The sequence below is a fragment of the Burkholderia multivorans ATCC BAA-247 genome (genome assembly GCF_000959525.1).
Classification (GTDB): domain Bacteria; phylum Pseudomonadota; class Gammaproteobacteria; order Burkholderiales; family Burkholderiaceae; genus Burkholderia; species Burkholderia multivorans.
Map to the genome: position 1 here is coordinate 2,789,370 of NZ_CP009832.1, position 23,410 is coordinate 2,812,779.

The 23,410-nt window shown below is 67.7% G+C and carries 25 protein-coding genes and 1 tRNA gene; 10 read left to right on the plus strand and 16 right to left on the minus strand.

The window, feature by feature from the left end; genetic code table 11:
- Positions 1–7: 7 nt before the first annotated feature.
- The 4 genes from cysD to NP80_RS25445 form a co-directional block, all read right to left on the minus strand.
- A complete protein-coding gene (gene cysD / locus NP80_RS25430; RefSeq protein WP_006405850.1) occupies positions 8–970 on the minus strand; it encodes a sulfate adenylyltransferase subunit CysD in 963 nt (320 codons plus the stop codon).
- Positions 971–1,047: 77 nt separating this feature from the next.
- Positions 1,048–1,791 (minus strand): phosphoadenylyl-sulfate reductase, encoded by a 744-nt coding sequence (locus NP80_RS25435; RefSeq protein WP_006398574.1) that lies wholly within the window; start codon positions 1,789–1,791, stop codon positions 1,048–1,050.
- On the minus strand, positions 1,788–2,345 hold the full coding sequence (locus tag NP80_RS25440; RefSeq protein ID WP_006405851.1) for a DUF934 domain-containing protein: 558 nt from the start codon (positions 2,343–2,345) through the stop codon (positions 1,788–1,790). The genes NP80_RS25435 and NP80_RS25440 overlap by 4 nt, the downstream gene beginning before the upstream one ends.
- Before the next feature lie 25 nt (positions 2,346–2,370).
- Positions 2,371–4,050 carry a nitrite/sulfite reductase gene (locus NP80_RS25445; RefSeq protein WP_006405852.1) on the minus strand — a complete coding sequence of 560 codons (1,680 nt, stop codon included), beginning with the start codon at positions 4,048–4,050 and terminating at the stop codon, positions 2,371–2,373.
- A 213-nt stretch (positions 4,051–4,263) separates the two neighbouring features.
- On the opposite strand from NP80_RS25445, the gene NP80_RS25450 reads away from it, so the two are divergent.
- From NP80_RS25450 to NP80_RS25460, 3 genes are all read left to right on the plus strand, one after another.
- On the plus strand, positions 4,264–5,205 hold the full coding sequence (locus NP80_RS25450; protein WP_006398571.1) for a CysB family HTH-type transcriptional regulator: 942 nt from the start codon (positions 4,264–4,266) through the stop codon (positions 5,203–5,205).
- A 64-nt stretch (positions 5,206–5,269) separates the two neighbouring features.
- The gene (locus NP80_RS25455; protein WP_006405853.1) at positions 5,270–6,427 is read left to right on the plus strand and encodes an ABC transporter substrate-binding protein; all 1,158 of its coding nucleotides are present in this window, start codon (positions 5,270–5,272) and stop codon (positions 6,425–6,427) included.
- An 87-nt stretch (positions 6,428–6,514) separates the two neighbouring features.
- Positions 6,515–6,599 (plus strand) — tRNA-Leu (locus tag NP80_RS25460).
- A gap of 148 nt (positions 6,600–6,747) precedes the next feature.
- On the opposite strand, the gene NP80_RS25465 is transcribed toward NP80_RS25460, so the two are convergent.
- Positions 6,748–7,650, minus strand: a complete 903-nt coding sequence (locus NP80_RS25465; RefSeq protein WP_006405854.1) for a LysR family transcriptional regulator — start codon at positions 7,648–7,650, stop codon at positions 6,748–6,750.
- A 116-nt stretch (positions 7,651–7,766) separates the two neighbouring features.
- Here NP80_RS25465 and NP80_RS25470 point away from each other — a divergent pair, with 116 nt between their 5' ends.
- Positions 7,767–8,504, plus strand: coding sequence for an SDR family oxidoreductase (locus tag NP80_RS25470; RefSeq protein WP_035488725.1), 738 nt, complete (start codon positions 7,767–7,769; stop codon positions 8,502–8,504).
- A 10-nt stretch (positions 8,505–8,514) separates the two neighbouring features.
- Here NP80_RS25470 and NP80_RS25475 read toward each other — a convergent pair whose 3' ends face one another.
- Complete coding sequence (locus tag NP80_RS25475) at positions 8,515–9,405, minus strand: alpha/beta fold hydrolase (protein WP_006405856.1); 891 nt, start codon at positions 9,403–9,405, stop codon at positions 8,515–8,517.
- A 102-nt stretch (positions 9,406–9,507) separates the two neighbouring features.
- On the opposite strand from NP80_RS25475, the gene NP80_RS25480 reads away from it, so the two are divergent.
- Positions 9,508–10,404 (plus strand): LysR family transcriptional regulator, encoded by an 897-nt coding sequence (locus NP80_RS25480; protein WP_006405857.1) that lies wholly within the window; start codon positions 9,508–9,510, stop codon positions 10,402–10,404.
- A 79-nt stretch (positions 10,405–10,483) separates the two neighbouring features.
- Here the strand turns inward: NP80_RS25480 and NP80_RS25485 are convergent, their stop codons facing one another.
- The 4 genes from NP80_RS25485 to copC all read right to left on the minus strand — a co-directional run bounded on the left by NP80_RS25485 (position 10,484) and on the right by copC (position 13,421).
- Positions 10,484–11,413, minus strand: a complete 930-nt coding sequence (locus tag NP80_RS25485; protein ID WP_006405858.1) for a LysR family transcriptional regulator — start codon at positions 11,411–11,413, stop codon at positions 10,484–10,486.
- A gap of 128 nt (positions 11,414–11,541) precedes the next feature.
- Positions 11,542–12,315 (minus strand): SDR family oxidoreductase, encoded by a 774-nt coding sequence (locus tag NP80_RS25490; protein ID WP_006405860.1) that lies wholly within the window; start codon positions 12,313–12,315, stop codon positions 11,542–11,544.
- A 174-nt stretch (positions 12,316–12,489) separates the two neighbouring features.
- Positions 12,490–12,990, minus strand: coding sequence for a DinB family protein (locus NP80_RS25495; protein WP_006405862.1), 501 nt, complete (start codon positions 12,988–12,990; stop codon positions 12,490–12,492).
- 56 nt (positions 12,991–13,046) lie between these two features.
- Positions 13,047–13,421 (minus strand): copper homeostasis periplasmic binding protein CopC, encoded by a 375-nt coding sequence (copC, locus tag NP80_RS25500; protein WP_006405863.1) that lies wholly within the window; start codon positions 13,419–13,421, stop codon positions 13,047–13,049.
- A 98-nt stretch (positions 13,422–13,519) separates the two neighbouring features.
- Here copC and NP80_RS25505 point away from each other — a divergent pair, with 98 nt between their 5' ends.
- Together NP80_RS25505 and NP80_RS31485 are read left to right on the plus strand one after the other, a co-directional pair.
- Positions 13,520–14,236: a pseudouridine synthase gene (locus NP80_RS25505; RefSeq protein WP_006405864.1), complete on the plus strand. Its 717-nt coding sequence runs from the start codon at positions 13,520–13,522 to the stop codon at positions 14,234–14,236.
- 105 nt (positions 14,237–14,341) lie between these two features.
- Positions 14,342–14,518 carry a hypothetical protein gene (locus NP80_RS31485; RefSeq protein ID WP_035488641.1) on the plus strand — a complete coding sequence of 59 codons (177 nt, stop codon included), beginning with the start codon at positions 14,342–14,344 and terminating at the stop codon, positions 14,516–14,518.
- Here NP80_RS31485 and NP80_RS25515 read toward each other — a convergent pair.
- Complete coding sequence (locus NP80_RS25515; RefSeq protein ID WP_006405866.1) at positions 14,501–15,532, minus strand: NAD-dependent epimerase/dehydratase family protein; 1,032 nt, start codon at positions 15,530–15,532, stop codon at positions 14,501–14,503. The genes NP80_RS31485 and NP80_RS25515 overlap by 18 nt on opposite strands.
- 106 nt (positions 15,533–15,638) lie before the next feature.
- Between NP80_RS25515 and NP80_RS25520 the strand changes: the two genes are divergently transcribed.
- The 3 genes from NP80_RS25520 (at position 15,639) to NP80_RS25530 (ending at position 18,613) form a co-directional block, all read left to right on the plus strand.
- Positions 15,639–16,670, plus strand: coding sequence for a CDP-6-deoxy-delta-3,4-glucoseen reductase (locus NP80_RS25520; protein ID WP_006405867.1), 1,032 nt, complete (start codon positions 15,639–15,641; stop codon positions 16,668–16,670).
- Between the two features lie 289 nt (positions 16,671–16,959).
- A complete protein-coding gene (locus tag NP80_RS25525) occupies positions 16,960–18,144 on the plus strand; it encodes an acetylornithine transaminase (RefSeq protein ID WP_006405868.1) in 1,185 nt (394 codons plus the stop codon).
- Between the two features lie 13 nt (positions 18,145–18,157).
- Positions 18,158–18,613 (plus strand): GNAT family acetyltransferase, encoded by a 456-nt coding sequence (locus tag NP80_RS25530; RefSeq protein WP_006405869.1) that lies wholly within the window; start codon positions 18,158–18,160, stop codon positions 18,611–18,613.
- A 22-nt stretch (positions 18,614–18,635) separates the two neighbouring features.
- Here the strand turns inward: NP80_RS25530 and NP80_RS25535 are convergent, their stop codons facing one another.
- The 5 genes from NP80_RS25535 to NP80_RS25555 all read right to left on the minus strand — a co-directional run bounded on the left by NP80_RS25535 (position 18,636) and on the right by NP80_RS25555 (position 23,199).
- Positions 18,636–19,307, minus strand: a complete 672-nt coding sequence (locus NP80_RS25535; RefSeq protein ID WP_006405870.1) for a DUF2278 family protein — start codon at positions 19,305–19,307, stop codon at positions 18,636–18,638.
- Between the two features lie 237 nt (positions 19,308–19,544).
- Complete coding sequence (locus tag NP80_RS25540) at positions 19,545–20,261, minus strand: ABC transporter ATP-binding protein (RefSeq protein ID WP_012212865.1); 717 nt, start codon at positions 20,259–20,261, stop codon at positions 19,545–19,547.
- Positions 20,261–21,037 (minus strand): ABC transporter ATP-binding protein, encoded by a 777-nt coding sequence (locus tag NP80_RS25545; protein WP_006398552.1) that lies wholly within the window; start codon positions 21,035–21,037, stop codon positions 20,261–20,263. Before NP80_RS25545 ends, NP80_RS25540 begins: the two co-directional genes overlap by 1 nt.
- Positions 21,038–21,060: 23 nt before the next feature.
- Positions 21,061–22,230 carry an ABC transporter permease subunit gene (locus NP80_RS25550; protein WP_006398551.1) on the minus strand — a complete coding sequence of 390 codons (1,170 nt, stop codon included), beginning with the start codon at positions 22,228–22,230 and terminating at the stop codon, positions 21,061–21,063.
- A gap of 18 nt (positions 22,231–22,248) precedes the next feature.
- Positions 22,249–23,199 (minus strand): branched-chain amino acid ABC transporter permease, encoded by a 951-nt coding sequence (locus NP80_RS25555; protein WP_006405872.1) that lies wholly within the window; start codon positions 23,197–23,199, stop codon positions 22,249–22,251.
- Positions 23,200–23,410 lie beyond the last annotated feature (211 nt).

The window sequence follows — 23,410 nt, forward strand, 5'->3', positions numbered from 1 at the left end:
GTGTGCTTCAGAAATAGCCTTGCTTCTTGCGCTGCTCCATCGCGGCTTCGGAGGTCTGGTCGTCCATCCGCGTCGCGCCGCGCTCGGTGATCTCGGTCACCGCCGTCTCGGCGATGATCTTCTCGACGTCGTCGGCGTCGCTCTCGACCGGGCAGGTGCAGGAAATGTCGCCGACCGTGCGGAACCGCACCTGCGCGATCTCGCTCGTCTCGCCCTCGCGCATCGGCGTGAGCGGCGTGACCGGCACGAGCAGCCCGTTGCGGCGGACGATCTCGCGGCGATGCGCGTAGTAGATCGACGGCAGCTCGAGGTTTTCGCGCGCGATGTACTGCCACACGTCGAGCTCGGTCCAGTTCGAGATCGGGAACACGCGCAGATGCTCGCCCTTGTGCAGGCGCGCGTTGTACAGGCTCCACAATTCCGGACGCTGCGCCTTCGGATCCCACTGGCCGAATTCGTCGCGGAACGAGAAGATGCGCTCCTTCGCGCGCGCCTTCTCCTCGTCGCGGCGCGCACCGCCGATCATCGCGGTGAAGCCGTGCGCGTCGATCGTCTCGAGCAGCGTGACGGCCTGCGCGGCATTGCGCGAATCGGTCTCGCGGCGCAGCACGACCGTGCCGCGCTTGATCGAGTCCTCGACGTGACCGACGATCAGCTCGGCGCCGATCTCTTTCGCGCGGCGATCGCGGAAGTCGATCACTTCGTCGTAGTTGTGGCCCGTGTCGATATGGACCAGCGGGAACGGCAGCGTGGTCTTGCGGTTCGCGCCGAGACCGAACGCCTTCAGCGCGAGGTGCAGCACGACGACCGAATCCTTGCCGCCCGAGAACAACAGCGCCGGCTTGCTGCATTCGGCGACCAGCTCGCGCAGGATGTGGATCGACTCGGCTTCGAGCCAGTCGAGATGGCCCATGCGGCTGTCGGCGCCGGTGGGCGGGGCAAAGGCGGATTGCTCGAGCGTCGTGCTCATGGTTTCAGTCCTTCTCTTCTGGGTTCGTGCAGCCCGCTGTCGCGAGCGGCGCAATATCCGATCTTGTCGTTCGGGCTTCAGTGCGATGCGTCGGCGCTTGCGGGAATCGGCGTGATCGCGATGTGCAGACCGCATTCCTTCGTGTCGCGCGACTCCCACCACCAGCGGCCCGCGCGGCTGTCCTCGCCGGGACGGATCGCACGCGTACACGGCTCGCAGCCGATGCTCGGATAGCCGCGCGCATGCAGCGGGTTGACCGGCACGCCGAATGCGTCGAGGTACGCCCACACGTCGCGCTCGGTCCAGTCGGCGAGCGGATTGTACTTCGCGATCCCGCGCGCCTCGTCCTGCTCTTCCTCGTGCAGCTCGGCACGCGTGACCGACTGCTCGCGGCGCTGGCCCGTGACCCACGCATCGACGTCGGCGAGCGCGCGGTTCAGCGGCTCGACCTTGCGGATGTGGCAGCACGATTTCCGCAGCTCGACGCTTTCGTAGAATGCGTTCAGTCCGTGCTCGGCGACATAGCGATCGACCGCATCCTGCTGCGGGTGGAACTGCTCGATCTCGTACCCGTAGCGCTCGCGCACGCGGTCGATCATGCCGAGCGTCTCGGCATGCAGGCGGCCCGTGTTCAGCGAGAAGATGCCGATCGCGAGACCCTTCGACAGGATCGCGTGCGTGAGCAGCATGTCCTCCGCGGCGAGGCTGCTCGCGAGCTTCACGTTCGGATGACGCGCGGCGATCTGCGCGAGCAGCGCATCGAGCCGCTCGACCTTCGCGGCGAGTTCGGGCGTCAGCGCGGTGGCGGTCGCGTTGCTCATGCGCTCACCTTGGCAGCGGACGTCGCTACGTCGGCCGTCGCTGCGCGGCGACGGAACAGCGGCGCCGGCTCGTCGAACGCGCCCTGATAGCGCTGCGTGAATTCGCCGAACGCATTCAGCGCATCGTGGATGTCCTTGTCAGCGCGCACCGCGAACGCGTCGAAGCCGCAACGCGACATGTACAGCAACTGGTCGCGCAGCACGTCGCCGATCGCGCGCAGCTCGCCGGTCCAGCCGTAGCGCTCGCGCAGCAGCCGCGCAATGCTGTAGCCGCGGCCGTCCGCGAAGCGCGGGAAGTCCACCGCGATCAGCGAGATCGCGTCGAAGTCCGGCGCGAGATCGGCCGGTTCGCTGTCCGGCGCGAGCCACACGCCCAGTTCGTCCTTCGTCTTCGCGGCGACGAGCGCCGCGCGCTCGGCCTGCCACAGGGCGAACGGCACCAGCACCTTGCCGGCCGGCAGCGCATCGACCGCGGGCAGCGCACCGTCTTCCGCCGCGCGCACGACCTGCCATGCGTCGTCGATCACTGCGCGGTTCTTGATAATCGAAGCCATCTGCAAATTCCTTCTACCCGGTTGGTTACGCGTTCACGGCCTGGCGCGCGGCATACACGCGCTCCTTGAACGGCGCGATGCCGATGCGATCGTACGTGTCGATGAAGCGTTCGCCGTCGATGCGCGCTTCGACGAACGTGTCGATCAGCGTCGACACGACGTCGGGCACTTCTTCGGCGGAGAACGACGGGCCGATCACGCGGCCGAGGCGCGCGCCGTTCTGGCCCGTGCCCTGCTCGCCGCCGAGCGACACCTGGTACCACTCGGCGCCGTCCTTGTCGACGCCGAGGATGCCGATGTTGCCGACGTGGTGGTGACCGCACGAGTTCATGCAACCGGAAATGTTCAGCGACAGGTCGCCGAGGTCGTACACGTAGTCCAGATCGTCGAAGCGCTGCTGGATCGCGAGCGCGATCGGGATCGACTTCGCGTTCGCGAGCGAGCAGAAATCGCCGCCCGGGCACGCGATGATGTCGGTCAGCAGCCCGATGTTCGGCGTCGCGAAACCGGCGGCCTTCGCCTTTTCCCAGATCGCGAACAGGTCGCGCTTCTTCACGTTCGCGAGGATCAGGTTCTGTTCGTGCGACACGCGCAGCTCGCCGAACGAATAGGCGTCGGCCCAGTCGGCCACCTGCTCCATCTGCTCGGCCGTCGCGTCGCCGGGCGCCGCGCGGTGATTCTTCAGCGACAGCGTGACGGCCGCATAGCCCGGCACCTTGTGCGGCGCGACGTTGCGCTCGACCCAGCGCGCGAACGCCTTGTTCTCGAGCAGATGCTGTTCGAACGAGGCATCGGTGTCCGCGAGCTTTTCGTAGACGGGCGGCCGGAAGTACTGCGACACGCGATCAACTTCCGCCTGCGTGAGCGTCGACGGGCCGTCCTTCAGGTGCTGCCACTCTTCCTCGACCTGCTGCGCGAACTTCGCCGGCGACAGCGCCTTGACGAGGATCTTGATGCGCGCCTTGTACAGGTTGTCGCGGCGGCCGTAGCGGTTGTACACGCGCAGCACCGCTTCGCAGTACGTGAGCAGGTGCTGCCACGGCAGGTCTTCCTTGATCACCGCGCCGACGATCGGCGTGCGGCCGAGGCCGCCGCCCGCGAGGATGCTCGCGACCACTTCGCCCTGCGCGTTCTTCTTCAGATACACGCCGAGATCGTGGATCTGCACGGCCGCGCGGTCGTGCTTCGAGCCCGATACCGCGATCTTGAACTTGCGCGGCAGCCACGCGAATTCCGGATGAAACGTCGACCACTGACGCAGGATCTCGGCCCACGGACGCGGATCGATCTCTTCGTCCTGTGCCACACCGGCGAACTGGTCGGCCGTGATGTTGCGGATGCAGTTGCCCGACGTCTGGATCGCGTGCATCTGCACCGACGCGAGCTTCGCGAGGATCTCGGGCGTTTCTTCCAGCTTGATCCAGTTGAACTGGATGTTGGAACGCGTCGAGAAATGGCCGTAGCCGCGATCGTGCTCGCGTGCGATGCGCGCCAGCATCCGCAGCTGGTCGCTGCGCAGGTTGCCGTACGGAATCGCGATGCGGTGCATGTACGCGTGGCGCTGCATGTACAGGCCGTTCTGCAGGCGCAGCGGGCGGAACTCGTCTTCGCTCAATTCGCCCGACAGCCGGCGGCGCACCTGATCGCGGTACTGCGCGACACGCTCGTCGACGATCGTCTGGTCGTACTGGTCGTACTGATACATTCGGGGACCCCAGGGTTTTCGTGGTGACCGCGCGACGTCCTAGCCACGTCGCGCCCGAATCTCCGTTCCGCCTGCCGCCGGCCTTCCGCTGCCCGGTGGATTGCTAATGACGAAAACAGATATCCATATTTGAAAAACTCCGGTGAATCGTAATAAACTCGCCTTATATTTCAAACGACTAAAAAATTCTGTTGATATGCGGAAGGGTTATAAATGAACCTGCACCAATTTCGCTTCGTGCGCGAGGCCGTCCGGCAGAATTTCAACCTCACCGAGGCCGCCAAGGCGCTGTACACGTCGCAGCCGGGGGTCTCGAAGGCGATCATCGAGCTGGAAGACGAACTGGGCGTCGAGATCTTCACGCGCCACGGCAAGCGCGTGCGCTCGCTGACCGAGCCGGGCCGCATCATCCTCGCGTCGGTCGAGCGGATTCTGCAGGAAGTCGAAAGCCTTAAAAGGGTCGGAAAAGATTATGCCGCGCAGGATCAGGGCAACCTGACGATCGCGGCAACGCACACGCAGGCGCGCTATTCGCTGCCGGCCGCGATCGCCGAGTTCAAGAAGCGCTTCCCGAAGGTGCATCTGTCGATCCTGCAGGGCAGCCCGACGCAGGTCGCCGAGATGGTGATCCACGACCAGGCCGATCTCGCGGTCGCGACCGAGGCGATCGCCGACTACAAGGAGCTCGTGTCGCTGCCCTGCTTTCAGTGGCATCACGCGGCCGTCGTGCCGCCCGATCACCCGCTGCTCGAACGCAAGCCGGTCACGCTCGACGATCTCGCGCAGTATCCGCTGATCACGTACGACGACGCGTTCGCGGGCCGCAAGAAGATCAATCACGCGTTCGCGCTGCGCGGGCTGTCGCCGGACATCGTGCTCGAGGCGATCGACGCGGACGTGATCAAGACCTATGTCGAGCTCGGCCTCGGCGTGGGGATCATGGCCGACATCGCTTTCAATCCCGAGCGCGACCGCAACCTGCGGCTGATCCCGGTCGGCCATCTGTTCGGCAGCAACGTGACGCGCGTCGCGCTGAAACAGGGTGCGTATCTGCGCAGCTATGTGTATACGCTCGTCGAACTGCTGTCGCCGACGCTGAACCGCAAGCTGATCGAGCAGGCGCTCAAGGGCGAATCCGAATCGTACGAGCTTTGAGCCGCGTGTATAACGACAGGGGCGCATATCGCGCCCCTTTTTGTTGCTCGACGGAGAATCCCGCATGACGCTTTCCGCCCTGCTGCGCCGCGCCGCCGGCGCCGCCCTCGTGCTCGCGTGCGCGACCGCGCATGCCGACCTGAAGGTCGGCGTCGACCTGTCGTCGACCGGCCCCGCCGCCGCGATCGGCATCACGAGCAAGAACGCGATCCTGATGTGGCCGAAGACGATCGCGGGGCAGCCGCTGCAGGTGACGGTGCTCGACGACGCGTCCGACCCGGGCGCCGCGGTGCGCAATATCCGCAAGCTCGTCGACGAGGATCACGTCGACGTCGTGGTCGGGCCGAACATCACGCCGGCCGCCCTCGCGGCGCTCGACGCGGTCGCGGCCGGGCAGACGCCGATGATCACGCTGGTCGGCTCGGGCGCGATCGTCGAGCCGCAGGAAGGCGCGCGCACCTGGGCGTTCAAGATGGCGCAGAGCGACCGCGCGATGGCCGACGTGATGACGCGCTACATGGCGAACCACGGCGTGAAGACGGTCGGCTTCATCGGCTTCGCGGACAGCTACGGCGACAGCTGGCTCAACGAGTTCACGCGCTTCGCCGAGCTGCGCAAGATCCGCGTGGTCGCGACCGAGCGCTTCAACCGCACCGACGCGAGCGTGACCGGCCAGGCGCTGAAGCTGATCGCGGCGAAACCGGACGCGATCCTGATTGCGGGCTCGGGCACGCCGGCCGTGCTGCCGCAGCGCACGCTGATCGAGCGAGGCTACAAGGGGCCGATCTACCAGACGCACGGGATCGCGACGCCGGAGTTCATCAAGCTCGGCGGCAAGGACGTCGACGGCACGCTGTTTCCGACGCAGCCGGTCGTCGTCGCGCGCACGCTGCCGGCCGACCATCCGGCGCGTAAGGCCGCGCTCGCATTCGTCGACGCGTACGAGGCGAAGTACGGCACCGGCACGGTCACGCAGTTCGCGGGCGATGCGGCCGGCGTCTATCCACGGCTCGCCGATGCGGTCGGGCGCGCGGTGAAGCTCGCGCAGCCCGGCACGCCCGCCTTCCGGGCTGCGCTGCGGCGCGAGCTCGAGCGCGCGCACGAGCTCGTCGTGCCGAACGGCGTCGTGAATACGAGCGACAAGGACCACGTAGGACTCGACCAGCGCGCGAGCGTGATGGGGATCGTCAGGCACGGGCAGTTCGTCTATCTGAGCCAGTGACGGCGCGGCCGCGCGGCTTGCCCGGCGCGCGGTTTTCGGCCATAATCCGCGTTTCGCCGCGCACGATCGCATGCGCGGTCCGAACAAGCCCAGGTGGTGAAATTGGTAGACGCAGGGGACTCAAAATCCCCCGCCGCAAGGCGTGCCGGTTCGATTCCGGCCCTGGGCACCAGACAACGGAAGCGCAGCTTCTCCCCGCCGCAACACCGGCGCGCGGCGGCTGCCTCCACCACGCGCTCGCACCGCGACGCACCCGCATCGAGCCCCGTGTCGACGACCGGGGCTTTTTCTTTATCCGCGCCGTCCGCGCGCGGCCGCGCTCAGTTCGTCAGCTCGCGGACGAAATCGAGAAACACGCGCACCTTCGCCGACACGAGGTTCGACGCGTGGTAGTACGCGTAGAGCGGAAAGGTCTCGTCGGTCCAGTCCGGCAGCAGCAGCGTCAGCCGCCCTTCCGACACGATGTCGCGCGCGTACAGCTCGAGCAGCTGCGCGACGCCCGCCCCGCCGAGACACGCACCGAGCAGCGAACCGGTATCGTTGACCATCAGCCGGCCGGCCGCCGCGAACGGCACCACCTCGCCGCCGCGATGGAATTCCCATTCGAACGGCCGCCCCGTGACCGGATCGCGGATCAGCACGCAGCGATGGCCATCCGCGAGGTCGCGCGGATGCCGCGGTTCGCCGTGGCGAGCGACGTACGCAGGCGACGCGCAGGTCAGCACGCGCGTCTCGAGCAGCAGCCGTGCGCGGTACGACGACGGCTCCGGCACGCCGAAGCGCACCGCGACGTCGAAACCGTCGGCGACGAGGTCGCCCATCCGGTCGCGCACGCTGATCTCGACGGACAGATCCGGAAAGCGCTCGAGGAACGCGGCCAGCTTCGGCGCGAGCACGTAGTGGCCGAAGGTGCCGTCGACGTTCACGCGCAGCCGCCCCCTCACCTTCTCCTTCGCGCGGCCGGCGTCGAGCGCGGCATCTTCGATGCCGGCCAGCAGCGGCGCGACCGCTTCGTAAAAGCGTCGCCCTTCGTCGGTCAGCGTGATCGCGCGCGCGGTGCGGTTGAAGATCCGGATCCCGATCCGCTCCTCGAGCCGCGCCACCGCGCGGCTCACCGCCGGCTGCGTCAGGCCGATCGCTTCGCCCGCGCGCGCGAAGCTGCCGGCCTCGATCACGGCCGACAGCACGCCGATTCCGCTCAAAAGCCTGCTGTCGAATCGCATTAGACGTACTTTTTGTCATTCATGATCTGCACATTATTCATTATTTTTATTGAGTGCGGCGGCTTACATTGGTCCTGTCGCCGGCCACGCCGGCATTCACGAACAAGGAGCAGGACATGAACACATCGGACCAGGTCGCCGTCGTCACGGGCTCGTCGCGCGGAATCGGCGCGGAAATCGCGCGCCGTCTCGCGGCCGACGGATTCAAGGTCGTCGTCAACTACGCGGGCAACGGCGACGCCGCACGCGAGGTGGTCGACGCGATCGCGGCGGCCGGCGGCCAGGCGCTCGCCGTGCAGGCCGACGTCGCGGACGCGAACGCGGTTGCCGCACTGTTCGACGCAGCGACGCGCGCGTTCGGCGGGATCGACGTCGTCGTCAACAGCGCCGGCGTGATGAAGCTCGCGCCGATCGCCGACTTCGACGACGCCACATTCGACGAGACGATCGCGATCAACCTGAAAGGCACGTTCAACGTATGCCGCGAGGCGGCGAAGCGCGTGCGCGACGGCGGCCGCATCGTGAATCTGTCGACGAGCGTGATCGGCACGCGCCTGCCGACCTACGGCGTCTACGTCGCGAGCAAGGCGGCCGTCGAAAGCCTCACGCAGGTGCTCGCGCAGGAGATGCGCGGGCGCGCGATTCGCGTGAACGCCGTCGCGCCGGGGCCGGTCGCGACCGAGCTGTTCCTGCGCGGCAAAGGCCCGGAGCAGATCGAGCGGCTCGCCAAGATGAATCCGCTCGAACGGATCGGCCAGCCCGGCGACATCGCGGGCGTCGTCGCCTTCCTCGCCGGCCCGGACGGTGCGTGGATCAACGGTCAGATCCTGCGCGCGAACGGCGGGATGTGCTGATCGCGGCGCGTCAACGCTGCGCGCAGAACGCGAGGATCGCATCCCCGACGGCCGCGGGCGCCTCGCGCTGCGGAAAATGCCCGACGCCGTCGAGCAGCTGCCGCTCGTAGCGACTGCTGAAGAACCGCTCGCGCCCCGCCGAGCTGTCCGGGTGATTGCACGTATCCGCGCCGCCATGCAGAACGAGCGTCGGCACCGACAGCACGGGCGCCGGATTCAGCCGCGCGTCGTCGTCCGCATAGGACGGCGTGCCGGGCACGAAGCCCCAGCGATGCCGGTACGAGTGCAGCACGACGTCGATCCAGTCCGGTCCGTCGAATGCGACGGCGGCCGCGTCGAACTCGTCGGGCCGATACCAGCCGGGCGGCGACCACGTATCCCACATCAGGCGCGCGAACGCGCGGCGATCGTCGCGCAGCGCCTGCTCGCCGCGGGCCGTCGCGAGGAACCAGTGGTACCAGTAGTTGCGCGCCTGCTGCAGCGACAGCGGCTGGTGCGGATCGTTGGTACCGTATCCAACCGACAGCATCACGAGATGCGAGGCGGCGCCGTCGCGCAGCCCGCACGCGTTGGCGGCCGCCCGCGCGCCCCAGTCGTGCCCGACCAGCACCGGCCGCTCGATACCGAGCGCATCGGCGAACTCGAGCACGTCGCGGCCGAGCGCGGCGAGCTGCCCGCTGCGCGGCACCGACGCATCGCGAAACCGCGTCGGCGCAAAACCGCGCAGTGCGGGCGCGAGCACGCGATAGCCGCGCGCGGCGAGCGCTTCGGCGACCGGCGTCCAGCCGACGGCGCTGTCCGGCCAGCCATGCAGCAGCACGGCCGCACGTTGGCCGCGCGGATTCCATTCGAGATAGGCGATGTCGAGCGACGCAGTGGTCGCATGGGCGTAGGCAGTCATCGTGTGCCCCCGTCGATCGGATCGTTCGATGGTAAGCCCGCATTTCGTCACGATTCACGGAGTATCATCGATCACTCATCACATTTCATGTTGAATTGGCCGATGGAACCGCTGACCGATCCCGCGTCGACGTCGCTCGACATTGCGCTGCTGCGCACCTTTCTCGAAGTCGTCGACAGCCGCGGCTTCGCGCCGGCCGCCGAACGGCTTGCGCTGACGCCGTCCGCGGTCAGCGGCCACATCAAGCGGCTCGAACAGGCGGCCGGTACCGTGCTGCTCGCACGCACCACGCGGCGGATCGCGCTCACGCCGGCCGGCGACACGCTGTACGCGTATGCGCGCAACATCGTCGACATGGAGCGCGAGGTGCGCGCGCGCCTGCGCGGCGCGCCCGCACACGGGCGGCTGCGCGTCGGCGCGTCCGAGGACTTCGCAGCCGCGTGGCTGCCGCAGGTGCTGCGCGCGTTTCGCGATCGCGATCCGTATGCGTCGATCGAACTGAAGGTCGGGATCACGGCGTCGCTGCTGCGCGAGCAGGCGCTCGGCCGGCTCGACGTCGTGTTCGGCAAGCAGTGCCGGCAGGTCGAGGCGGCCGGCGAACTGCTGTGGGAAGAGCCGCTCGAATGGGCGTTCGCGGCCGACGCGACGCTCGATCGCGACCGCGAAGTGCCGCTCGCGTTGTTCCCCGAGCCGTGCGTGTATCGCGACGCGGCCGTGTCGGCGCTCGCCGCGTCGCTGCGCCCGTTTCGCGTGCTGTTCGAAAGCGGCAGCATGGCGGGCTGCGTGTCGGCCGCGCTCGCGGGCTTCGCGGTCACGGCACTCGCACGCAGCCAGCTGCGCGCCGGACTGCGCACATGCGGGCCGGCGGACGGCCTGCCCGCGTTGCCGGCCGCGCGGTTTTACGCATTCGCGTCGAAACCGAACGGCGTCGGTGCGGCGCTGATCGATGCGGTGCGGGACACCGGTCGCACGCGGCAGTTCGCGGCCATGCCGCGCTGAATGGCGTGATGCGGTGCGCGTGTTGCCGCGGGCATCGCGTCGCGTGTCGTATTGCGCCGGATCGTGCCGTACCGCGCCGTCAGTCGCGATCCGCGTCGGCGACACGCTCCGTCAGCGCATCGGCCATCAATTCGCCGAACCACTCGACGAACGCGTTGAGCCGCCGCGACCGATGGCGGCGATGCGGATACACGGCCGAGACATCCATCGGCGCGGGTCGATGCGCGCGCATCACTTCGACGAGCGAGCCGCTCTCGAGCAGATGCGCGACGTCGAAACGCGGGATCTGGATCAGCCCCATCCCGGCGATGCAGCTCGCGATATACGTTTCCGCGTTGTTCACGACGACGCGGCTCGGCAGCGTCAGCGTGTGCCGGCCCGCGTCCGTACCGTACTCCCAATCGACCTCGCGCCCCGTCGTCGGCGATGCATAGCCGATCGCCCAGTGTCCGTGCGCGAGCGCGTCGGGGTGCTCGGGCACGCCGTGCTCGCGCAGATAGTCGGGGCTTGCGCAGTTGATCAGCGCGAACTGCCCGAGCGGGCGCACGACGAGGCTGCTGTCCGCGAGCCGCCCGACGCGAATCGCGCAGTCGACGCCCTCCTGCACGAGATCGATCGACCGGTCGGTCGAGCCGAGCGACAGCTGCAGCTTCGGATGGCGGCGAAACAGCGCCGGCAGGGCGGGCGCGATCACGCGGCGCGCGATCCGGCTCGGCACGTCGACGTTCAGCCGGCCGATCACGTCGCGGTCGCGGCGCCGGAACAGCCGGTCGAGTTCGTCGGCTTCGGCCAGCAGGCGCCGGCCGCGCTCGAGCAGCACCGTGCCGTCGGCGGTCAGCTGCACCTGGCGCGTCGTGCGATGCAGCAGCCGCGTGCCGAGCGCCGCCTCGAGCTGCTGGACGGCCGCCGACACCGTCGCGCGCGGCACGTCGAGCGCGTGCGCCGCCTTGATGAAGCTGCCCATCTCGGCAACCTGAAGGAAGATCCTGACCTGATCGAGCTTGTCCATGTGGCTGCGTGCGCCGCCGGCGCCGAAAACGAAAAAAGGCGCGCGGGCATGCCCGCACGCCTCTCGATTGTCCACGCAAACCGCCCAGTATGGCGCGGCCGCGCGGTATCCGGCGCGTACTTCGTCGCTTACTTCGTCGTATAGCCGCCGTTGATCAGGATCGTCTGGCCCGTGATCCACCAGCCGTCCGTCACGAGATGGCGGATGAACGGCACGACGTCCTCGATGTCGGTCAGCCCCGTCTTGCTGAACGGCGACAGCGCGGCCGCCGTCTTGTGATACGCGACCGCATCGGCGCCTTCGGCCGGATAGAAGAACGGCGTATCCATCGGGCCGGGACCGACGGCCGTCACCGAGATCCCGCGCGCGCCGTATTCCTTCGCGGCCGCACGCGTGAAGTGCTCGACGGGCGCCTTCGATCCTTCGTACGCCGCATAGAACGGCGTGAACGCGCCGAGCAGCGACGTGACGAGCGTGACGAGCTTGCCGTGATCCTCGAGATGCCGGCCGGCTTCCTTGATGAAGAAGAACGCCGACTTGCTGTTCACGGCGAACATCTCGTCGTACTCGGCCTCGTCGATCTCGACGATCGGCTTCTTCAGCACCTTGCCCACCGTGTTGATCGCGATGTCGATCTTGCCGAAGCGCTGCTTCACGTCGTCGAAGAGCTTCGCGACCGCGGCGGCCGTCGTCAGGTCGGCCTGGAACGTGTCGGCCTGCGCACCGGCGGCGCGCAGCGCGGCGGCCGTCTCGTCGGCCTGCGCGCGCGTCGCCGCGCTGTTGTAGTGAATCGCCACGGCCTTTGCGCCGTGGCTCGCGAGATCCCGCGCGATCAGGCCGCCGAGGTTCTTCGCGCCGCCTGCGATCAGGACGACCTTGTCTGCGAGCGTGTGAGTGGCCACGGTTGACTCCTTTCCGGTTGAAGAAGCTCCGAGTTTAGGCATGCGCGCCGCCGCGGTCAGCCGGCCGCGGCTGGATGGATTATCCAGAAAAGCCGCCCAATCGCAGCAGGCGGCCGGCGGCGGCGCCGAACGGTGCGCGATCGCACCGACCGGCGCGGAAAAACGGCGTTGCGCTCAGCGCGCGTGACGCTGCGCGTCGATCTTGCCGAGCAGCCATTGCATGCCCGCGAGATGCTGCTGATCGTGGCTGCACAGGTAATGCAGCAGCCCGCGTACGGTGAGCGGGCCGTAGCCTTCGAATTCGCCCGTGCGCGCGAACTGCTCCGGCGTGAGACGCGACACGATCTCGAGCGTCGTGCGGCGCGCGTCGCGAAACGTCGCGAGCACCTCCGATGCGTACGCGGCGTCGTAGCGCCGCTCGATCGCGAGCGCATCGCCGTCGACCGACACGAGCAGCGGCCGGTCTTCGTCGAGCATGCGCCGCAGCCGCACGTGATAGCCGTCGATCTCGATGTCGCGCACATGGCACAGCTGGCCGAGCGGCGAGAAGCGTTCGCTCGGGATGCCGGTCCAGTCGTCCGGCGTCCAGCGCGCATAGCCGTCCGGCACGGCCGCGAAGTGGGCTTCGAGCAGACGGGGGAAATCGGCAAGTGCATCGAGCGTCGTCGGGTTCATGCGAGCCTCCGGGTCGGACGAGACGATGGCGAACGCGGCGGTGCGCCGCGCGCTTCCTATTTCACGCTGAAAGCGTAGCTTCCCTGCGTGCGGTGTCCGTCGGTCGCGACGGCGACCCATTTCACCGTGTACGCGCCGGCGCCGAGTGCGCTCAGCGGCACGGTCATCCGCTTGCGGTCGCCCGCATCGACGCGGGCACGCCCGTCCGACACCGTCTTGCCGCCGCCGTCGACGACGACGATCGAGCTGAACGCCGGTTCGAGCGTTTCGGTGAAGTCGATCGTCACGGCGGCCGGCGCGGCGGCAAGCACGGCATTGGCGGCCGGATCGCTTTTCGCGACGTGCGCGTGCGCGAACGCAGCCGAGGAAACGGTTGCGGCAAACAGGACGGCGGCCGCGCGGCGGCCGAGCAGACGGGGATCGAAACGCATGGATTCTCGGTCGGGAGTGAACGAACGTGATGCGCAGCTTACCAGCGCGCACGGCTTCATGCCGGTGCGCGCGTGCCGCTTGATAGAATGCGCCCGCTATGGATCTCGAAAGCATTCTCTACACGCAGGGCTTCGGCTCGCGCCGCCAGTGCCGCGGGCTGATCGAAGCGGGCCGCGTCGCGATCGGCGGCGCGCCGGCGACCGACCCGGACGCCGAACTCGACACCGACGGCCTCGTCTTCACCGTGGACGGCACGCCGTGGCCGTTCCATGCGCGCGCGTACGTCGTGCTGAACAAGCCGGCGGGCTACGAATGCTCGCGCGATCCGCAGCATCATCCGAGCGTGTTCAGCCTGCTGCCCGCGCCGCTGGTCGCGCGCGGCGTGCAGTGCGTCGGCCGGCTCGACCAGGACACGACCGGGCTGCTGCTGCTCTCCGACGACGGGCAGTTCGTGCACGCGTACACGTCGCCGAAGCGCAAGGTGCCGAAAACCTACGTCGCGACCGTGCGCCACGCGCTCGATGCCGCGCAGCTCGACGCGCTGCGCGGCGGCGTGCAGCTGCACGGCGAGCCGAAGCCGGTCGCGGCGGTCGCCGCCGACGCGCGCGATCCGCATACGCTCGCGCTGACCGTCCTCGAAGGCAAATATCATCAGGTGAAGCGCATGGTCGCGGCGGCCAGCAACCGCGTGGAAGCGCTGCACCGCGAAAGCGTCGGCGGCCTCGCGCTGCCCGCCGACCTCGCGCCCGGCGCATGGCGCTGGCTGGGCCAAGCCGAGCTCGCCGCGCTGCGCAATCCCGTCAAAACCCTGTAAGGGAAAATCCGCACGACCGTTCGCCCTTGCGCCCCACCGTGCGCGGCGGATCCCCCGCTATACTGAAATCACAAGCTGTACGAGCAGCGATGCAGGGGAGACGTCATGCAAACCACTCAGTCATACGTGATGATCGCGTTCGCGATCCTTGGCGCCGTCGCAATCGGCGGATTGCTGGCCGCGATGCGCGCGAAGCACCGTTACCACCCGAACCTGATCGGTGCGCTGCTCGGCGCGCTGATGTGCTTCCTGCTGATCGAGGCGCTACCCGCGCTCACGTGAGGCGCCGCGCGGCGCCAGCGTTTGAAGGAAATCGTCTACGGTCGGATAGCGCAAGCTCACGCACAATTCGGCCTTGAGCCGCGCATTGGACAGGCGCCGCGACTCGCGCATGAACGACAGCAGCGTCGGTTCGAGCTGCCGCTCGGCGTCCGCACGACTGATCCGCGGCGGCGGCGGCAGGCCGAACGCGTGCGCGACGCGGTCGAAATACTCCCCCATTCGCAGTTCGCTGTCGTCCGACGCGTGCACGACGCGCGCGGGCCGGCCGCGCTGTGCCGTGCGGCGCAGGATCGCCGCGAGATCGTCGGCGTGGACGTGGTTCGTGTAGACGTCGTCGGCGGGCTCGAGCGCGGGCGTTCCGCGTTCGAGCCGCGCGAGCGGCAGCCGGTTCGCCGCGTAGATGCCCGGAATCCGCACGATCGATGCAAGCAGCACGCCGCGCACCGTCGCCGCACGCAGTTGCCGCTCGGCCGACACGCGCCGGAACGCGCGGGGATTCGCCGGGCGCAGCGGCTGCGTTTCGTCGATGCGCGCGCCGCCGCAATCGCCGTAAACGCCGGTCGTGCTCGCGTACACGAGCCGCGGCGCGCGAAGGCCGTCGGGTACAATACGCGCTTTGCGCGCGGGCGCCTGCAGCGGGCCTTGCGCGGCGCGCAGCCGGCGTAGCCGCCCCGTCGCGGGCTGCGGCAGGCGCCGCCGCGCAGGCATGGTCAATGCGGCGACGAGCGCGCGCGTGCGCCGATCGTCGCGGCCGTCGGGCTGCGGCGGCGCGAGGTGCAGGATCGTCCGTGCGAGACCGCGGAGCCGGCGCAGCGTCCGCGGCCGGTCGAGGTCGCCGACGATCGGCGTCGCGCCGGCCGCGCGCAGCGCGTCGCGGCGGGCCGGATGGCTCGTCAGCGCGACGATCCGCAGGTCGCGGCGCGTGGCGCGCCATTGCGCGACGCACCGCAGGCCGACGTCGCCGCAGCCGACGACCAGCACGCGCGGCCGGCGCAGGATTCGAGTCGCGATCATGTTGGTTGCGAGATCAGTAGCCACCGTTGCGCGGCGCGCAACGGATTTGCATTGTAGCTGCCGTGTGCGACATGCACGGTCCCCACATTTTGTTCTAGTTGGTTCTATGGCATTCAACGTCACTCTCAAGCAAAGCGGCCGGCAATTCCAGGTCGAGTCGGACGAAACCGTGCTGGCGGCCGCGCTGCGCCAGAACGTCCATCTGCCGTACGGCTGCAAGAACGGCGCGTGCGGCTCCTGCAAGGGGCAGATCGTGTCGGGGCAGATCGAACAGGGCCCGCATGCCGCGTCGGCGCTGTCGAACGACGAGCGCACGCGCGGCCTCGCGCTGCTCTGCTGCGCGACGGCGCAATGCGATCTCGAGATCGACGTGCGCGAGATCGCGGGCGTCGACGGCGTGCAGGTCAAGAAGCTGCCGTGCCGCGTCGCCGCGCTCGAACGCAAGGCCGACGACGTGATGGTCGTGAAGCTGCAGCTTCCGGCGAACGAGCGTCTGCAGTATCTCGCGGGCCAGTACATCGAATTCATCCTGAAGGACGGTTCGCGCCGCAGCTACTCGATGGCCAATGCGCCGCACGAGGAAGGCCCGGTCGAGCTGCACATCCGCCACATGCCGGGCGGCAAGTTCACCGATCACGTGTTCGGCGCGATGAAGGAGCGCGACATCCTGCGCTTCGAAGGCCCGCTCGGCACGTTCTTCCTGCGCGAAGACTCCGACAAGCCGATCGTGCTGCTCGCATCGGGCACGGGCTTCGCGCCGATCAAGGCGATCATCGAGCACGTGAAGCACACCGGCATCACGCGGCCGATGACGCTCTACTGGGGCGCACGCCGCAAGAAGGACATCTATCTCGGCGAGCTCGCCGAGCAGTGGGCGCGCGAGATCCCGAACTTCAAGTACGTGCCCGTGCTGTCCGAGCCGGACGACGCCGATCAGTGGACGGGCCGCACCGGCTTCGTGCACCGCGCGGTGATCGAAGATCTGCCCGACCTGTCGGGCTACCAGGTCTACGCGTGCGGCGCGCCGGTGATGGTCGAGTCCGCGCAGCGCGACTTCACGCAGCACCACGGCCTGCCCGCCGACGAGTTCTACGCGGACTCGTTCACGAGCGCCGCCGATCTCGCGCATCCGGTCTGAGTCCGGCGCCGGCCCGCGCCGCTGCGCGTCGCGATGTCACACGCGTGGCATCGCGGCGGTTTACAGTCGGGCGCGGGATGCCTTATGCTTGCGCACATGAACCGCTTCCTGTCCGCTCTCCGACGTCGCCGCTCGCCGCTCCGCCCGGATGCCGCCGGCTCGTCACGGACTCGCGCGTAACCCGCCCCGCTTCACCGGTTACGCACAAGCTGTTCGATCCACCAGCCACGGCATTCCGTGGCTTTTTTATTGCCCGTTTCCGTTTCCACGTCCGCCGGAGTCTGCTGCCATGCCCCTGAACGATTACCCGATCGACTCGCTGATGTACATCACGAACCGCCCCGACATCGTGTTTACGCACGGCAAGGGGTCCTGGCTCTACGATCACACGGGCAAGCGCTATCTCGACTTCATCCAGGGCTGGGCCGTCAACAGCCTCGGGCACTGCAACGAAGGGATCGTCGAAGCGCTGAAGTCGCAGGCCGAGAAGCTGCTGAATCCGTCGCCGGCGTTCTACAACGAGCCGATGGCGAAGCTTGCCGATCTGCTCACGCAGCACAGCGTGTTCGATAAGGTGTTCTTCACGAACAGCGGCGCCGAAGCGAACGAAGGCGCGATCAAGCTCGCGCGCAAGTGGGGCCGCAAGTTCCGCAACGGCGCGTACGAGATCATCACGTTCGATCACAGCTTCCACGGCCGCACGCTCGCGACGATGTCGGCGAGCGGCAAACCGGGCTGGGACACGCTGTACGCGCCGCAGGTGCCGGGCTTCCCGAAGGCCGAGCTGAACAACATCGAGTCGGTCGAGAAGCTGATCAACGAGAAGACGGTCGCGGTGATGCTCGAACCGATCCAGGGCGAAGGCGGCGTGATTCCGGCGACGCGCGAGTTCATGCGCGCGCTGCGCGAGCTGACGCGCCAGCACAACCTGCTCTTGATCGTCGACGAAGTGCAAAGCGGGTGCGGTCGCGCGGGCACGCTGTTCGCCTACGAGCTGTCGGGCATCGAGCCGGACATCATGACGCTCGCCAAGGGCATCGGCGGCGGCGTGCCGCTCGGCGCGCTGCTGTCGAAGGCCGACGTCGCGGTATTCGAAGCCGGCGATCAGGGCGGCACGTACAACGGCAATCCGCTGATGACGGCGGTCGGCCATTCGGTTATCTCGCAACTGGTCGCGCCGGGCTTCCTCGAGGGCGTGCGTGCGCGCGGCGAATACCTGAAGCGCACGCTGCTCGAGCTGTCGGAGGAGCGCGGCTTCGAAGGCGAACGCGGCGAAGGGCTGCTGCGCGCGCTGCTGCTCGGCAAGGACATCGGCCCGCAGATCGTCGAGAAGGCGCGCGACATGCAGCCCGACGGGCTGCTGCTGAACGCCGCGCGCCCGAACCTGCTGCGCTTCATGCCCGCGCTGAACGTGACCACCGAGGAAATCGACCAGATGATGGCGATGCTGCGGTCGGTGCTCGACACGCTCTGAGGAGAACCCGCCGATGGATGCCGCCGCCGATGCCGTCGTTATCCGCCCGTTCGAACGCGCCGACACCGATGCCGTGCTCGCGGTGTGGCGCGACGCGTTTCCGCATTACGATGCGGCCGGCGCTCCGCCGCACCGCGATCCGCAGCGCTCGATCGAGCTGAAGCTCGCGACGCAGCCGGAGCTGTTCTTCGTCGCGGTCTGCGGCACGCGCGTCGTCGGCACGCTGATGGCCGGCTTCGACGGCCATCGCGGCTGGCTCTATTCGTTCGGCGTCGCCAACGACGTGCGGCGGCTCGGCGTCGGCCGCGCGCTGATCGCGCATGCCGAGCGTGCGCTCGCCGCGCTCGGCTGCCCGAAGATCAATCTGCAGGTGCTGCCCGGCAACGACGACGCATGCCGCTTCTACGCGGCGCTCGGCTATCGCGTCGAAGAGCGCATCTCGTTCGGCAAGACGCTGCCAGCGGCCTGACGCGACGGCCGGCAGCGTCGCGTCAGCGCGTGATCGGCCCGGCGTCCGGCAGCGGGTTGCCGAGCGCGTCGGTCGGCACGGCCTGCTTTTCGAACGCGGCGAAATAGGCGGCCCACTGCGTATCGCTCACGCGCACGATCAGCGCGCCGTCCTGCCAGACGTCGTTGTGATCGTTATGGTCGTTGCCTGCGCGGTGCAGGTAGTTCGGGCCCGTCGAGCCCTGGTTCATGTGCGTGTCGTGTATCCCGTTGCCCTGCGCATACGTGCGGCCGAACACGACCACGTCGAACTGCCCCGCCTGCGCGGCGTTCACGAGCCGCAGTAGCGACGGGATCGGCTCGGGATGCTCGGTGCCGTCCATCACCGCGCTCGCGCGCCACGTGCCCGTTTCGTTCAGGATGTCGCTGCGCAGATAGTCGAGCGCCGGCAGCGCGCTTTGCCCGGTGAGATCGGTATAGCCTTCCGGCGCGGCCGCGAGCGTCTGCGTGACCGGATGATGGAAATCGTAGACGAGCTTGTAATACAGCAAATCGTCCGCGTCGTTGGTGCCGACGTTGATCGCGACGTCCCAGTCGCCGCCCGGCACGGCCAGCGTCAGGTGGACGTGATACTGCGTCTCGCCGCCGTGCGGTGAACCTTTCAGTCTTGCGACGGCTTTCACCTTCGCCTTCACGAAACCGTAATCGAGACTCATGCGTGCTCTCCATGCGCCGAGGGGCTCATCATGCTACGCGCTGCGCGTGTCGGCTTGCCGACAGCCGCGCGCCGCCTGCCGTGCCGCATGCGCGGCACGATCGTCGAATGGAGTCGGAATCGCGCACACAGTTCGATGCCGGGCACCCGACATGAAAAAAGGCCGTCACGACATCGCGCGACAGCCTTTCGAAAGCCCTCGCATGGCGCGGCCTGGCGGCCGCGTCCACGTGTTCGCTCATTCGCCCAGATACGCGGCGCGCACCTTCGGATCGTCGAGCATCTGCTTCGCGTCGCCTTCCATCGTGACCGTGCCCGAATCCATCACGTAGCCACGATCGGCCGCCTGCAGCGCGAGGCGCGCGTTCTGTTCGACGAGCAGCACCGTGATGCCCTCCTTCGAGATCTCGCGCACGACTTCGAAGATCTTCTCGACCATGATCGGTGACAGCCCCATCGACGGCTCGTCGAGCAGCAGCAGCTTCGGCTTGGAGAGAATCGCGCGCGCCATCGCGAGCATCTGCTGCTCGCCGCCCGACAGCGTGCCCGCGAGCTGCGACGCGCGCTCCTTCAAACGCGGGAAGAAGCCGAACATCCGCTCGACGTCCTTCTTGATCTGCTCCTTGTCGCTGCGCAGATACGCGCCCATCTGCATGTTCTCGACGATCGACATCCGGGCGAAGATCCCGCGGCCTTCCGGCACCATCGCGAGGCCGCGCTTGAGCAGCTCGTGCGGCGGCACGCCCTTGATCGACTTGCCGTCGTATTCGATGTCGCCCGCCGAGTACGGCTTCAGCCCCGTGATGGCCTTCATCGTCGTGGTCTTGCCTGCGCCGTTCGCGCCGATCAGCGTCACGAGCTCGCCCTGACGGACTTCCATGTCAACGCCCTTGACGGCCTGAATGCCGCCGTAGTTGACCTGCAAGCCCTTGATTTTCAACATTGCCGCTGCCATCAGTGCACCCCTGCGCCGAGATATGCCTCAATCACCTTCGGATTCTTCTGCACGTCCTGCGGCAGACCCTCGGCGATCACCTTGCCGTAATCGAGCACCGTCATCCGGTTGCACAGGCCCATTACGAGCTTCACGTCGTGCTCGATCAGCAGGATCGTGCGGCCGTCCGCGCGGATCTTGTCGAGCAGACGCGTGAGTTCGACCTTCTCGGTCGCGTTCATCCCGGCCGCCGGCTCGTCGAGCGCGAGCAGCTTCGGATCGGTCGCGAGCGCGCGTGCGATCTCGAGCCGGCGCTGGTGGCCGTACGACAGGTTGCGCGCGGTGTAGTCGGCATACTGCAGCACGCCGACGTATTCGAGCAGCTCGATCGCGCGTTCCTTGATCTCGCGCTCTTCCTGGCGTTCGGCCGGCGTCTGGAACACCGCGCCGAGCAGCCCGTGCTTGGTGCGCACGTGGCGGCCCACCATCACGTTCTCGAGCGCGGTCATCCCGCCGAACAGGCGGATGTTCTGGAACGTGCGCGCGATGCCGGCCTTCGCGACCTGGTGCACGGCCGTCGGCGTGTAGTTCTGGCCGTCGAGCTTGAACTCGCCGGAGTCCGGCGTGTAGAGGCCCGTGATCACGTTGAAGAACGTCGTCTTGCCGGCGCCGTTCGGGCCGATCAGCCCGTAGATCTCGCCTTCGCGGATCTGCAGCCCGACGTCGGACAGTGCCTGCAGCCCGCCGAAGCGCTTGTTCACGCCCTGCACGGACAGTCGGATTTGCTTGTCGCTCATGTGTGGATCCCCTTGTCCGTTGATTACGCGCGCACCGGCTTCTTGCCGTTGCGCTTCGCCAGCTTCGCGATCTTGTCCTCATGCTTCGGCGCGGGCCACAGGCCTTCCGAGCGATACAGCATGATGATGACCATCGCGAGGCCGTACAGCGCCTGACGGATCACTTCGGTATCGACGACGTCGTGGCCGAACAGCGCGTGCTGCAGCGGGCTCATCGTCGAGCGCAGGAATTCCGGGAACACGGCGAGCAGCACCGCACCGAGGATCACGCCGGGGATATGGCCCATGCCGCCGAGCACGACGCACGCAAGCACGACGATCGACTCCCAGAACGTGAACGATTCCGGCGACACGAAGCCCTGGAACGCACCGAACATCGCGCCCGACAGCCCGCCGAACGACGCGCCCATCGCGAACGCGAGCAGCTTCACGTTGCGGGTGTTGATGCCCATCGCCTTCGCGGCGATCTCGTCTTCGCGGATCGCGGCCCACGCACGGCCGATACGCGAGTGCTGCAGGCGCGTACAGACCCAGATCACGAGCAGCGCGCACAGCACGAACAGGTAGTAGTACATGTACACGGACGGCAGCTGGAAGCCGAACAGCGTGTGCGTCTGCGACAGGTTGAAGCCGCCGACGTGCACCGGATCGATGCCCGTGATCCCCTTCGGACCGTTCGTGATGTTGACCGGACGATCGAGGTTGTTCATGAAGATCCGGACGATTTCACCGAAGCCGAGCGTGACGATCGCCAGATAGTCGCCGCGCAGCCGCAGCGTCGGCGCACCGAGCAGCACGCCGAACGTCGCCGCGAGCGCCATCGCGATCGGCACGATGATCAGGAACGGCACGTGCAGCCCGTTCGGCGCGAGCGCCGCGATCCACTCGAACTGCGAGGTCAGGTGCGGCGAGCTGAGCAGCGCCGCCGTATAGGCGCCCACCGCGTAGAACGCGATGTAGCCGAGGTCGAGCAGGCCGGCGAAGCCGACCACGACGTTCAGGCCGAGCGCGAGCATCACGTAGAGCATCGCGAAGTCGAGCACGCGGACCCAGTAGTTGCCGCCGGCCGCGCCGATCACGAGCGGGGCGGCGATCACGAACGCCGCGGTCAGGATGCCGATGGTGACGGTCTTCGCGGTGTTGCGCTCTTCGACGAGCGTCGTCGACGATTCGATCGGTTGAATGGATGTCATGTTGTTTGCTCCCTTCCGTTACGCGCGGTCTGCGACCCGTTCGCCCAGCAGGCCCGACGGACGGAACACCAGCACGATGATCAGCACGATGAATGCGAACACGTCCTGGTAGTTACTGCCGAACACGCCACCCGTGAGATTGCCGATGTAGCCGGCCCCGAGCTGCTCGATCAGGCCGAGCAGCACGCCGCCGACCATCGCACCGCCGAGGTTGCCGATCCCGCCGAGCACGGCGGCGGTGAACGCCTTCATGCCGGGGATGAAGCCCATGTAGAAGTGCACGTTGCCGTATTCGGACGCGATCATCACGCCGGCCAGCGCGGCGAGCGCGGAGCCGATCATGAAGGTGGCCGAGATCACGAAGTTCGGGTTCACGCCCATCAGGCTCGCGGTGTTCGGGCTTTCGGCGATCGCACGCATCGCGCGGCCGAGCTTCGTCTTGTGCACGAGCAGCAGCAGGCCGCCCATCACGATGAACGCGACGGCAATGATCACGATTTCGGTGACCGAGATCACGGCGCCGGGCGTCGTGTCGGTCGCCTTGATCACGTTGATCGGATCGGTCGGCAGCAGTTGCGGGAACGGCAGCGGGTTGCGCGACCAGATGATCATCGCGGCCGTCTGCAGCAGGATCGACACGCCGATCGCGGTGATCAGCGGCGCGAGACGCGGCGCGCGGCGCAGCGGCCGGTACGCGACACGCTCGATCGTGAAGCCGACGAACGCGCAGACGATCGCGGCGATGCCGAGGCCGATCGTCAGCGTCGCGATGTTGCCGAGTTCGGGGAAATGGTTCTGCAGCACGGTGATGGCGGACAGCGCGACCATTGCGCCGATCATCAGCACGTCGCCGTGCGCGAAGTTGATGATGCCGAGAATGCCGTACACCATCGTGTAGCCCAACGCGATGATGGCGTACACACTGCCGAGCACCAGCCCGTTGAGGATCTGCTGGACGAAAATATCCATTTAAAGCTCCTTGGCCCGTGCGGCCGGAGGACGTTGCGCCCCGCGGGTAAGCGAGGAATCGCGCCTTCTCGGCGACACTGCGGGTACTAGTCGATACCGGTAAGGGTTGATCGTCCCGGCGCGCGCCGCCCGGCCTGTACGGCCGGACCTGCCGCCGGAGCGGATACAAAAACGGCACCGCACTGTTCCGGTGCCGTCGTGAGTCCCGTCG

Bases quoted from the DNA above. Each gene is read 5' to 3' on its own strand.
- cysD (WP_006405850.1), bottom strand. From the start codon at position 970: ATGAGCACGACGCTCGAGCAATCCGCCTTTGCCCCGCCCACCGGCGCC.
- NP80_RS25435 (WP_006398574.1), bottom strand. From the start codon at position 1,791: ATGAGCAACGCGACCGCCACCGCGCTGACGCCCGAACTCGCCGCGAAG.
- NP80_RS25440 (WP_006405851.1), bottom strand. From the start codon at position 2,345: ATGGCTTCGATTATCAAGAACCGCGCAGTGATCGACGACGCATGGCAG.
- NP80_RS25445 (WP_006405852.1), bottom strand. From the start codon at position 4,050: ATGTATCAGTACGACCAGTACGACCAGACGATCGTCGACGAGCGTGTC.
- NP80_RS25450 (WP_006398571.1), top strand. From the start codon at position 4,264: ATGAACCTGCACCAATTTCGCTTCGTGCGCGAGGCCGTCCGGCAGAAT.
- NP80_RS25455 (WP_006405853.1), top strand. From the start codon at position 5,270: ATGACGCTTTCCGCCCTGCTGCGCCGCGCCGCCGGCGCCGCCCTCGTG.
- NP80_RS25465 (WP_006405854.1), bottom strand. From the start codon at position 7,650: ATGCGATTCGACAGCAGGCTTTTGAGCGGAATCGGCGTGCTGTCGGCC.
- NP80_RS25470 (WP_035488725.1), top strand. From the start codon at position 7,767: ATGAACACATCGGACCAGGTCGCCGTCGTCACGGGCTCGTCGCGCGGA.
- NP80_RS25475 (WP_006405856.1), bottom strand. From the start codon at position 9,405: ATGACTGCCTACGCCCATGCGACCACTGCGTCGCTCGACATCGCCTAT.
- NP80_RS25480 (WP_006405857.1), top strand. From the start codon at position 9,508: ATGGAACCGCTGACCGATCCCGCGTCGACGTCGCTCGACATTGCGCTG.
- NP80_RS25485 (WP_006405858.1), bottom strand. From the start codon at position 11,413: ATGGACAAGCTCGATCAGGTCAGGATCTTCCTTCAGGTTGCCGAGATG.
- NP80_RS25495 (WP_006405862.1), bottom strand. From the start codon at position 12,990: ATGAACCCGACGACGCTCGATGCACTTGCCGATTTCCCCCGTCTGCTC.
- copC (WP_006405863.1), bottom strand. From the start codon at position 13,421: ATGCGTTTCGATCCCCGTCTGCTCGGCCGCCGCGCGGCCGCCGTCCTG.
- NP80_RS25505 (WP_006405864.1), top strand. From the start codon at position 13,520: ATGGATCTCGAAAGCATTCTCTACACGCAGGGCTTCGGCTCGCGCCGC.
- NP80_RS31485 (WP_035488641.1), top strand. From the start codon at position 14,342: ATGCAAACCACTCAGTCATACGTGATGATCGCGTTCGCGATCCTTGGC.
- NP80_RS25515 (WP_006405866.1), bottom strand. From the start codon at position 15,532: ATGATCGCGACTCGAATCCTGCGCCGGCCGCGCGTGCTGGTCGTCGGC.
- NP80_RS25520 (WP_006405867.1), top strand. From the start codon at position 15,639: ATGGCATTCAACGTCACTCTCAAGCAAAGCGGCCGGCAATTCCAGGTC.
- NP80_RS25525 (WP_006405868.1), top strand. From the start codon at position 16,960: ATGCCCCTGAACGATTACCCGATCGACTCGCTGATGTACATCACGAAC.
- NP80_RS25530 (WP_006405869.1), top strand. From the start codon at position 18,158: ATGGATGCCGCCGCCGATGCCGTCGTTATCCGCCCGTTCGAACGCGCC.
- NP80_RS25535 (WP_006405870.1), bottom strand. From the start codon at position 19,307: ATGAGTCTCGATTACGGTTTCGTGAAGGCGAAGGTGAAAGCCGTCGCA.
- NP80_RS25540 (WP_012212865.1), bottom strand. From the start codon at position 20,261: ATGGCAGCGGCAATGTTGAAAATCAAGGGCTTGCAGGTCAACTACGGC.
- NP80_RS25545 (WP_006398552.1), bottom strand. From the start codon at position 21,037: ATGAGCGACAAGCAAATCCGACTGTCCGTGCAGGGCGTGAACAAGCGC.
- NP80_RS25550 (WP_006398551.1), bottom strand. From the start codon at position 22,230: ATGACATCCATTCAACCGATCGAATCGTCGACGACGCTCGTCGAAGAG.
- NP80_RS25555 (WP_006405872.1), bottom strand. From the start codon at position 23,199: ATGGATATTTTCGTCCAGCAGATCCTCAACGGGCTGGTGCTCGGCAGT.